Below are 9,815 nucleotides of genomic sequence, written 5' to 3' on the forward strand. Positions count from 1 at the left end.
CCTGGCCGAGCGGGCGCTCAACGCCGAGATGGACCACCATCTGGCGGGCGAGGACGCCGGCAACAGCCGCAACGGCTATGGCCGCAAGACCGTGACCACCGGGACCGGCCGGATCGAGCTGGCGATCCCGCGTGATCGGCAGGCGACGTTCGACCCGCAGTTGATCGCCCGCTATCAGCGCCGCTTTCCGGGCTTCGACGACAAGATCGTGTCGATGTACGCCCGCGGCATGAGTACCCGGGAGATCGTCGGGCACCTGCGCGAGCTGTACGGGATCGAGGTCTCGCCCGACCTGATCAGCGCGGTGACCGACGCGGTGCTGGAGGAGATCGTCGCCTGGCAGGCCCGGCCGCTGGAGCCGGTCTACCCGATCGTGTTCTTCGACGCCCTGCGGATCAAGGTGCGCGACGAGGGCCTCGTTCGCAACAAGGCCGTCCACATCGCGCTGGGCGTGCGCGCCGACGGCTCCAAGGAGATCCTCGGCCTGTGGCTGGAGCAGAACGAAGGCGCCAAGTTCTGGTTGCGGGTCATGAACGAGCTGAGGAACCGCGGCGTGGAGGACGTGCTCTTGGCCGTGGTCGACGGGCTGAAGGGCTTCCCCGACGCGATCCGGTCGGTTTTTCCAGAGGCGACGGTCCAGACCTGCATCGTCCACCTCCTGCGCCACAGCCTCGACTTCGTCTCCTACAAGGACCGTAAGCTCGTGGCGGCCGCGCTGAAGGACATCTACGGATGAGATGGACAAGACCCGCCGCGCCTTCCGTGGTAGTTTTCTCATTGCGCGGACGACCTCGTGGCGAAGCGCGGAGCCTCGGCTGCAAGCTCCGCCGGGCCGCCTCATTCGAGCCTTGCCGGTTTGAGGCGTCCGCGCACCGCCTTCGGTGGACGCGGCGTCCAGTGTGCCACGACCCGCTCGTAGGCCGTCTCGGCCCGCCGGGCGATCTCCATCTCCTGATCGCGCAACGCCTTGACGTTGTAGGCGTAGGCCGGACCACGCTGGTTGCCCTTCTTCTGCGGCAGCCCAGCCTGCAGTTCGAGCCCGCGAACCTTGTTGGCCACGAGAGCGGGGCGTGCCCAGAGATAGTCCGCCTCCTTGGTCAGCAGGTGCCAGCAGAGCACGGCGAGCTTGCGCGCCGTGGCCACCGCCGCGATCTGGTGACCACGCCGAGCACGCACCCGCACGAAGAACGCGTGCAATGGCCCCGGCGCTTTGGCGGCAGCCCAGGCGGCCTCGACCAGCATGGCACGGGCGTGGCTGCGGCCCGCCTTGCTGATGCGCCCGTGCTGGGCGAGCCCGAGGTCGGACTGGCGCACGCGCGGATTGAGCCCGAAGTAGCTCACCAGCTTCTGCGGGCTGGAGAAGCGGCGCACGTCGCCGATCGCGGTGGCGAGCCCGGCCGCCACCGTCACGTTGATGCCGGTGACGGTGAGCAGGCGACGCACAACGGGGCTGTCGACCGTCGTCTCGCCGATCGCCCGGTCGAGGACAGCGAGATCCTCGCCCAGCGTGTCGAGCTCACGCAGGTGTCGCCGCACCGCCGCGTGCTCGTCGTCGGGCAAGGCCTGCCGTTCCAGCCAAGCCCGGCCGACCCGGCTGAACAGGTCGGCGTGCGGGCATGGCGGCACGAGGTGGGCGTGCAGGATCGCGTGGGTCTCGTTCTTGAGCCGCGTGCGATGGCGGACGACCTGATTGCGCCGCGCCACGAGCCGGCGCAGCCGCTCGGTCGCCGTGTCTGGCGTCCAGACCTCCGGCAGGAACCCGGCCGCATAGAGGTTGGCGAGCACGCCCGCGTCGATCTAGTCGGTCTTCACGTGCGCATGGGCGATTGCCTTCACCTGCAGCGGGTTGGCGATCACGACGCAGGCCACGTGCGGCCTCAGCAGATGCAAGACGGCCATCGCGTTGCCGGTCGCCTCGATCACCACCTCATCGTCAGCGCGCAACGTGCGAGCAAAGCCCTCCAGACCGCTGCGGGTCATGTCGACCCGGCCGGCATGCCGGAGCCGGCCGTCCTCCCACACCACGACCTCGGCGAAGGTGCGGTGCAGGTCCATTCCGATCACACGTCGCATGGCAGCTCCTCTCATCACCTCAGGAGGGGAGCGGCGGGCGACACGACACCTACGGATCCGCGCTCTCAGCGCAACCGGGCGAGTCGCAGAGGCGGCCAGCTACAAACACGAGCTCGCAGCTCATCCTATACATCGGCCTGCCCGCACCTTCGTGCTCCCGGTGCCTCTGTCCCGGATGGTCGCACCATACGCCAGGACCTGCGTCCCGGCCGAACCGCGGCACCGCCATCCTCATACCGGTTACGAACGCCATCGAGGCTCTGAACGCCACGCTGCGCCGGGCTGTGCGCGCCCGCGGTCATTTCCCGACCGACGAGGCCGCGCTGAAGCTGCTCTACCTGGTCTTGAACCGCTCCGAGAAGGCGTGGAAGATGGGCCCGCGTGAGTGGGGCATGGCCAAGGCACAGTTCGCCGTGATCTTCGGCGAGCGCTTCACCCGAGCCATGGCGGCCTGATGTTCAACCCGCCGCCCCTACACGGAATTCCTGACAATCCCCTCACGGTCTGCGCTTCTTTCAGCGAGTGGAAGATCTCCTGGCGTAGGCACTCGTCCCTCAGCTTCTGCTCGGAGATGTCCGCCTCCTTGCAGGCAAGGGCGATGCTCTTGCCCTGGGCTGCCTGCACCTCGATCTGGCGCAGCATCAGCACCACCTGCTCCGCGCTCGGCCTCTGTCCTCGCCTCATCTCCAGCTCCTCCGGTCCGGGCTGATCCTCGCAATCGGCTCGGTCCAAAGCCAGCCGGTCAGGTCACGACCATGCGCCGAGACATGCCTTCCGCAAGTCAGAAAAGCGACGTCATACGTGGACGCGGCCATCGTCTCGCTTGCGATCCCACATAGAAGGCCGCAGCGTCGCATAAAGCAGCCATCCATAAAGTGTGACGACGAAGGCCAACACCACCCAGCCAGGAACCGACCCAACCGCGGCATTTGACAGGCTCTCCGTCAGAAAAGGAACGAGCTTACTACTGCCTCCGTCGATCTGAAGCTTGAATGAGGCGATCTTGAACACCCATGCCAACAGCAGAATCAGGAACATCCAGCAGTAATTGCGGCGAAGTCGCCGCGAGATTGCTTCCATGGAGGTGATCAGAAATACAGGTTGACGTAAGTCGTCAGCCAAGCCGCACGCCCATTCGCTCCCTGAGTCTGGCTTAGGAGCGAGAACCTGAGCAAAATAATTACGCTCTAGTAAACGCAAACGGACGCGGTAAACATCGAAGAAGCGATAGCGCCGCGCCTCGATGGCGAGGAGCAGCATCACGATAAGCATGGCGAATAGGAGTACCCCGTGATGGGCCGAAGGTGTCGAGAGTGAGACAGACAGCATGGCGGCGATCACGGTGATGGCCCAGTTGGTGGTACGGTCGATCCGGTCACGCCAGCCAGTCGCTCGGCCCATCTCAGCTCTATAATAGTGAGCGACGGCCGTACCGACTTCGACCGAGCTACTGGGAAGAGGAAGCTGCCTGCTACCGGTGCCAGCGTCCTGCGAAACGTGAGGGAGGTGATCGACGCTCATTCTGATCCTCCGAACCGAAGCACATCCCAATTCGGCCAATTCCAAGCTAACCCACAAGACGAGGCAAACGCGACGGGATAGTAGCCCGGCTGCGATTCCGGCATGCAGGCTTGCCTATTGTATGTTCTGCAGCAGAAGAAATACAGCAGCAAGATCAGTGTTGTGCATGCCCGGACCCGCGGCCATCGTCCGAGCGCGGACAACAGCTTGGCGGAATCTTTGCTCGATCCGGAGCGGCGCCTCGCTTGGGCGAGCGATCCGATAGGCCGCGAACTGGTTGCCACTACCGCCTCGGTCACCGCAAAACGATATGTCAACGCTGAGCCGCCGCCGAAATTTGACGCGGGCCGAAGCTTCCTTGAAGTCATGCCGCCCAACAACCCACAGGCCTTGCATGTCGAGACCAAGGTCCCTGCTAAGCTGCCTCACTACCCATTTTGCCTCACGGTAGGTGCCGTGATCCAGGGCAAGCCGCGTAAGCTTACATCATGTCGGGCGGTGATTTCGGCCGCCCTTTGTCTGCCGACCATTCGGCCAAAGGCTAATTCGAAATAAAAAACTTCTATTATCATTAGGGCGGTCGTCGGGTGCATGATCCGGCTCAACGATCTTTGGGCCGCTCGTGCATCCGGCAGCTCTTAGCAGACCGCGGGACGAGCACTTCCGTCGCTTCTTAACGCTCAATCTTACGCTGATCGGCTCAAGCATCTCAGCGTTCCAATGGCACGACCGACCACTCGCAGCAGATGATCGCATCGTAGCCGATCGAGCTCAACACAGTAAGTTAGACTGCTAAGGATCGATAAATGCACAAATTATGGCGCAGAATCTGCGTCGTTTAACAGGGCTAAAAGAAATACTCTGATAATGCTTCAATCTTGATATATCGAGTACATATTTGCAGTTTCAGATGAAATTTGGACCCATAAACTGGGATAATTTGCAGCATGTTTTGCTATCATGATCATGGCTTGAGAAATTAAGACGGCCGGCGCGCTGCCATTAAGGAGACGCTCAATGCAAATACTATCGGTTCGTTCGGCCTTGAAGGGTATCAAAGGCCAGAATGAACTACAACGAATGGCAAAATATCTGCCTGGAATTCTTTTCAGCATAACTATAGGCATGGCTGCGACCTTCGTGTCGGGTGCCTATGGAGGGCCAACAGTTCTCTTCGCGCTGCTCCTGGGGATGGCGTTTAACTTCATCTCGACCGAGTCTCGTCTCGCACCCGGCATTGCCTTTTCAGCGCGCTCGATCCTGCGAGTTGGCGTGGCTGCGTTGGGCGCTCGGATCACAGCCGAGCAAGTGCTGGGCCTTGGTTGGTCGACACTCGTCGGCGTAGCGGCCGCCGTTGCGCTCACGATTGGGTTTGGCATAGTGGCCGCCAGGCTGCTCGGTCTCAAGTCGCAATTTGGTGTTCTCACCGCCGGTGCAGTAGCGATCTGCGGCGCGTCTGCAGCAGCGGCGATCGCCGCCGTACTACCGCGTCATGAGATGCACGAGCGCGATACCGCCTTCACCATCATTGCGGTGACTACGTTGAGCACTATTGCTATGGTGCTTTATCCAGTCGTCAGCCGAATGTTTCACTTCTCGCACACAGATGCAGGAGTGTTCCTCGGCGGAACGATCCACGATGTGGCACAAGTAGTGGGCGCTGGCTACAGTGTCTCGCCCGAAACGGGCGATGTGGCCACGATCATCAAGCTGCTCCGTGTTGCACTCCTTGTTCCTGCCGTTCTCTCCATCTCTATACTTGCGCGCCAGGTTGAGCCTGAGGCTGGGCCGGCCGGGAAGCCCCCCGCGCTCGTTCCGGGTTTTCTTCTGGCATTCATCGGGATTGTGCTGCTCAATAGCTTTCACCTTATTCCGTCGGCCGCTCAGTCCGCACTCAGCGATCTGTCTCGGTGGTGCATTGTCATCGCGATTGCGGCACTCGGCGCCAAGACTTCGCTCGCCGCGCTCGCCAAAGTTGGTCATCGCGCGATGGCCCTTATGGTGGGGGAGACCGCTTTCATCGCCTTGTTCGTGCTGGTGTTGGTGCATGTGGGATGAGCTCCTTCGTATCTGAAGGGCTGGTTGTAAGGCACTCAGGCGTTCCCGAGGGCGACACAATGCCGAGGGACAATGCCAGCGGCGTTCTACGAAGGAGTGCTCGGCGCAGATGGTCAGCAATGTCTCGAGAGCGGCATTCGAGCGTTACAGATGGCGCTGGGACATGGAGTCGAGTTTGTGCAGTGGAGCGAAAGGCACAACGAGCAATCCCCAGGAGGTGTGGTCGGAGCACTGAAGGCCCGGAAGGCTGAGCGAGGCGCGGCCCAGCGTTTCTGGCGTGGGGTGGAGCGGCTCGAACAGAGCCGAGATTCTCTGAAAAGCCAATGCCGTCGCGCGGGAATGCGCGACAAAAATTCGACGGCGGGTCAGCAGAGCTGACGGTTCAAGCCTTGCATTCCTGGAGTAGGCGCCCACCGGACCGCCCCTCCGGATCCTGCACGTTGCTCAGCGAGCTCGGCCGGGCTTCATTATCGCCGTCGAGCGGACCTCTCATGCACGGAGCGAGGCGCCGCGTGACTCGGCCTGTCAGCCAGAAAGCGAGCAGCATGATTAGGCATCGATAGGCGGGTACTGGCCTTAACGTCTACAGCCACCAAGATCTGGCACTCGTGGCGGGCGGCCTCAACACGGCCCACCAGACCGCCTTTCAGCGCGTGAAGATGAGGCACCCACCTGGTGCCGACCTGCGCGAATGCTATCCAAGCAATCCGACGCCTGAGCCGCTGCCAGAGCGCTCCAAGTGATTGCAGATGCCAATCAGATCTCGCATCCAGACAGTTAGGCTGCCGCTGGGTTAACGACTTCCTTAGCAAGATCAGACAGAACTCCGTCCGTGTTCTCTTCCTCGGCGAGCGTTTCCTTGAAGAGGCTCTCGGCTTCGCTCTGCCCAAGCTGCTTGGCCCAGGCGATCAGAGTGCCGTAGCGGGCAATCTCGTAGTGCTCCACCGCCTGAGCCGCCGCGATGATCCCTGCGTCTCCCGCATTGCCGCCGCCAAACTCCTCCATCACCTCCTCACTCTCGTCGATAATGCCCTGAATGGCTTTGCACTCGACACCATCGGGCTTCTCACCAAGAGCCTGGAATACCCTTTCGAGGCGCCTCAGCTGCCCCTCGGTCTCCTTCTGGTGGACGCCCAGCGCGACTTTAAGGTCGCCGGACCGCGCTGCGCCCATCATCCTCGGTATGGCCTTGAGGATGGCGTTTTCGGCAAAGTAGATGTCCTTCAGCTGATGCAGGAACAGAGCCTTGAGGTCTCTCTCGGGCATGGAGAAGTTTCCTCGCGATAGGGCCCCTTGTAGGCAACCCGCGGGCCAAGGCGCTCGTTCCCAGTGCCCAAGGTACAGAGCTCAGTGCGGGCTCGCCGCGGCCGAATAGATCCTGGGTTACCATCGGCGCTGAAGTTGTAATTGTTCGGTCTATCGTGAGATAAAGATTTTGAATTAGCTATTTCTTCTGGGCCAAGCCATCTTGTTGCGTCGGTGGCCCCTGAGCCCGCCCAGAGTATTGGGCGGCCCTATTGGGCCGTACGCCCAGCTTTCTCCGGTCTGCCCGCACCTTTGCTTCCGCCCGGCAAGAGTATCCCGGACTAGTGTCCACGCCATGTATGCAAATCGGGGCCGGCGATGTTTTTGCGCCAATTCGAGTATCTGCTCGCGGTGGTTGACGAGGAGCATTTCGGGCGGGCTGCCGCTCGCTGCAACGTCACTCAGCCGAGTCTCTCTATTGGCATCAAACACTTAGAATCCGAGCTCAACGTGCAGATCTTCCTGCGTGGGAGAGGCCACCGATTTCACGGACTGACGCCCGAGGGAGAAATAATTGTCAAATGGGCCCGCAAGGCGGTTGCTCACTGTCGGGCGATGCGCGACGAGATTGCCACATGGCGCGCCCACTCTGGTCGCCTCCGGATAGGAGTGACACCCTCGATGTCACTGATCCTGCCTGCCCTGCTCCAGCGGGTTCGCGCGGAGCATCCAGACATAATCATGGATGTGCGCTCCATCGGCAGCGATGCCAGGAAGGTGGAGCTGAACCAATCCTCTCTCGACGTAGTTCTCACTCATCTCGACACAATCGAATTCGAGCACTGCAAGACGCTTAAGGTCTGCACCGAGGAGCTCAGTCTTTTGGTGCCCGACGTACCGGAGCTTGCTGGCCGGGCTAGTATCACGTGGCGCGAAGCGGCCGAGATGCCCCTCGCTTTGCTTCACTCAGCTCAGGATGAGCGCCGCTTTGTTGACAGCGTCTTTGCGAGTCTCGGCTGCCATCCTGTGGCTCGAGCCGAAGCGGACTCCATTATACACCTGATGCTTCAGGTTCAGTTCGGCGGCTTGTGCACGATCGTCCCCGCGCATTTCACTCGTGTGCCCGGGCTGCCCCGCGGCACGAAAGTGCTTCAACTTATAGATCCCGTGGTGAGCCGGCAGGTAGACCTGCTCTGGGCCGAGGGCGAGGCCATGACGCCTCTAATTAATCTGCTTGTCAGTGCCGTGAAGGACCTCAATGAGCACGGTGGCTTAGAGGCGGTTCTCAGGGACGCTGTTCTCAGGCCCACTTTCCAGGGCCCGCTGGATCTCCGCTGCCTTCGGTCTGGAGCACCGATTCTGGCCTCACCGGAATCCGACTTAGCGGCTGTCCCGAGCAAACACTGAGCGGTGGAAATGCTCGGGTGGTGCACCCGCTCGCACACCCGGCGCGCTCTGATCGCGGCTGCGAGCTCGCGCAGCGACGTGCCAGAAGGTAGAACGGCTCCCCAGCGCCGACGGCTCTAGCGGCCCATCACGCCCAGGAAAGGGGCTCAGCCAAGCATCGACATCTTGAGGTGAAGGTGGGCGTCGGCATCGCGGCCTCCCGCGACAGCTTGCCCCGAGAGGAGATGCTCGAATCCCCCGCCAAGTGCCCAGGTAGTGAGGAGAAGGTGTTCTGAGCCGCTGCATGCATGCTGAGGCAACGCGGCGCCAATCCCGCAGACTTAAAGCCTTGCTGCTGACGATCTCTACGTCGCATGGGACGATGTGCCTTCTCGGCCCAGTCGTCCCGACGCACGTCTTGCTATCGCACCCGCTGCATCAAGCACAGGAAGTGTGATAGAAGCTTTGCCATTCCAAGATGCCAGACTGCCGGACGCCCTTTTGCAATCTCAGTGACACCGAGGCAACGCAGCCAAGAAGGAGGCAGCATGCTTCCATGCTGCCCGAAGCTATGTTTTCAGCACGCCCATGCCTGTGGCTGAGATGGCAGGGAATCATACGGAACGTGCCGTCGGGACCTGGTAAAGACGCCAGAGCTCTAACCCAGCCAGGGCCGATACAGCGAGCCCAATCACAACATGGGCCCACATAGCGTACGTGACCGCCACAAACCCGAGCACCCACGGGGCAACAGCCACCCAAAGGCCAAAAGCCAGATTGAGATATTCTTCCCAGTCGTAAGAAAGGCTGATAGCCATCAACCCAATGATGGCAATCAGGCCACCACAGATCCAGGCATTTCGAGCAGCATAGGTCCCGCTCGCGAGTTCCAGATACCATGGCATCAGGGAGAGGACGACGCCTAGGGCGACGCTCAGCCCGTTCAGAAAGATACCTCCGTTTTCGTTCTCTATGGCTCTCATTTGCTCCTCCTCCGAGAACCCTCGCTCTCCTTATGCGGTTAGCTAGGCTAAAGGGAGCGACGCCTGAGCGGCAGGATACTTGCCGAGGAAGCGCCGAGTATACGCACGGCAGGGAGCGGAGTTAAGATGCCGGACGATATGGAGCAAGGAAAACATCAACTTAGCGGCGACATGAGCCTGCACTCACCGGGTGGGCAAGTCACGAATTCGCAATGCTCACGTCGCATCAGGCTTCCTTTAGAAACAGCGACACGCGATCCTCGGCACCCTTAGCTGGGAGCTGCGAGACGGGCAGGACCGATTCTCTCGCGCCATCTTCCGAATCGCCTTCGCCGCGCCGGATGCAGAAATACGGCTCCGGCAACTCTGCCCTGCCGGTTCTAAAGCCAAGAATGCGCTCTCCACCCTCCGCTGCCTCAAGACTTAGATCGTCCGGCCGCACCGTGACGGTCTGCTTCTGCCCCGGTCGCACCTTGTCGCCTGTTCGCACAATCACGGAGGCCGCGTTCGAGAACCACGCTGTGAGCACACCCAGTTCCTTCTCGTACG

6 protein-coding genes and 5 pseudogenes are annotated in these 9,815 nt (G+C 61.4%); 5 read left to right on the forward strand and 6 right to left on the reverse strand.

Annotation, left to right across the window (positions count from 1 at the left end):
• A pseudogene (locus tag WDW90_RS32005) lies at positions 1 to 730 on the forward strand (IS256 family transposase); the annotation flags it as partial.
• Between the two features lie 107 nt (positions 731 to 837).
• On the opposite strand, the pseudogene WDW90_RS32010 reads toward WDW90_RS32005, so the two are convergent.
• Positions 838 to 2,055: pseudogene (locus tag WDW90_RS32010) on the reverse strand (IS110 family RNA-guided transposase).
• A gap of 251 nt (positions 2,056 to 2,306) precedes the next feature.
• Between WDW90_RS32010 and WDW90_RS32015 the strand changes: the two are divergent.
• Positions 2,307 to 2,528, forward strand: a pseudogene (locus tag WDW90_RS32015) (transposase); the annotation flags it as partial.
• A gap of 106 nt (positions 2,529 to 2,634) precedes the next feature.
• Here WDW90_RS32015 and WDW90_RS32020 read toward each other — a convergent pair.
• Both WDW90_RS32020 and WDW90_RS32025 read right to left on the reverse strand, forming a co-directional pair.
• Positions 2,635 to 2,757: pseudogene (locus tag WDW90_RS32020) on the reverse strand (IS3 family transposase); the annotation flags it as partial.
• Between the two features lie 111 nt (positions 2,758 to 2,868).
• Positions 2,869 to 3,594: a DUF2270 domain-containing protein gene (locus WDW90_RS32025; RefSeq protein WP_336491633.1), complete on the reverse strand. Its 726-nt coding sequence runs from the start codon at positions 3,592 to 3,594 to the stop codon at positions 2,869 to 2,871.
• 102 nt (positions 3,595 to 3,696) lie between these two features.
• Between WDW90_RS32025 and WDW90_RS32030 the strand changes: the two genes are divergently transcribed.
• Positions 3,697 to 4,149, forward strand: coding sequence for a hypothetical protein (locus tag WDW90_RS32030; RefSeq protein WP_336491634.1), 453 nt, complete (start codon positions 3,697 to 3,699; stop codon positions 4,147 to 4,149).
• A 525-nt stretch (positions 4,150 to 4,674) separates the two neighbouring features.
• Positions 4,675 to 5,652: a YeiH family protein gene (locus WDW90_RS32035; protein ID WP_336491635.1), complete on the forward strand. Its 978-nt coding sequence runs from the start codon at positions 4,675 to 4,677 to the stop codon at positions 5,650 to 5,652.
• A gap of 777 nt (positions 5,653 to 6,429) precedes the next feature.
• On the opposite strand, the gene WDW90_RS32040 is transcribed toward WDW90_RS32035, so the two are convergent.
• Complete coding sequence (locus WDW90_RS32040) at positions 6,430 to 6,918, reverse strand: YciE/YciF ferroxidase family protein (protein WP_336491636.1); 489 nt, start codon at positions 6,916 to 6,918, stop codon at positions 6,430 to 6,432.
• Positions 6,919 to 7,275: 357 nt separating this feature from the next.
• Between WDW90_RS32040 and WDW90_RS32045 the strand changes: the two genes are divergently transcribed.
• Positions 7,276 to 8,304, forward strand: a complete 1,029-nt coding sequence (locus WDW90_RS32045; RefSeq protein WP_336491638.1) for a LysR substrate-binding domain-containing protein — start codon at positions 7,276 to 7,278, stop codon at positions 8,302 to 8,304.
• Between the two features lie 593 nt (positions 8,305 to 8,897).
• Here the strand turns inward: WDW90_RS32045 and WDW90_RS32050 are convergent.
• Both WDW90_RS32050 and WDW90_RS32055 read right to left on the reverse strand, forming a co-directional pair.
• The gene (locus WDW90_RS32050; RefSeq protein WP_336491640.1) at positions 8,898 to 9,266 is read right to left on the reverse strand and encodes an SPW repeat protein; all 369 of its coding nucleotides are present in this window, start codon (positions 9,264 to 9,266) and stop codon (positions 8,898 to 8,900) included.
• Positions 9,267 to 9,492: 226 nt separating this feature from the next.
• Positions 9,493 to 9,815 (reverse strand): annotated as a pseudogene (locus WDW90_RS32055) (hypothetical protein); the annotation flags it as partial.

Origin of the sequence: Methylobacterium nigriterrae (assembly GCF_037106235.1) — a bacterium.
In the GTDB taxonomy this organism is placed as follows: Bacteria; Pseudomonadota; Alphaproteobacteria; order Rhizobiales; family Beijerinckiaceae; genus Methylobacterium; species Methylobacterium nigriterrae.

Bases quoted from the DNA above. Each gene is read 5' to 3' on its own strand.
- WDW90_RS32030 (WP_336491634.1), top strand. From the start codon at position 3,697: ATGCAGGCTTGCCTATTGTATGTTCTGCAGCAGAAGAAATACAGCAGC.
- WDW90_RS32050 (WP_336491640.1), bottom strand. From the start codon at position 9,266: ATGAGAGCCATAGAGAACGAAAACGGAGGTATCTTTCTGAACGGGCTG.
- WDW90_RS32040 (WP_336491636.1), bottom strand. From the start codon at position 6,918: ATGCCCGAGAGAGACCTCAAGGCTCTGTTCCTGCATCAGCTGAAGGAC.
- WDW90_RS32025 (WP_336491633.1), bottom strand. From the start codon at position 3,594: ATGAGCGTCGATCACCTCCCTCACGTTTCGCAGGACGCTGGCACCGGT.
- WDW90_RS32045 (WP_336491638.1), top strand. From the start codon at position 7,276: ATGTTTTTGCGCCAATTCGAGTATCTGCTCGCGGTGGTTGACGAGGAG.
- WDW90_RS32035 (WP_336491635.1), top strand. From the start codon at position 4,675: ATGGCAAAATATCTGCCTGGAATTCTTTTCAGCATAACTATAGGCATG.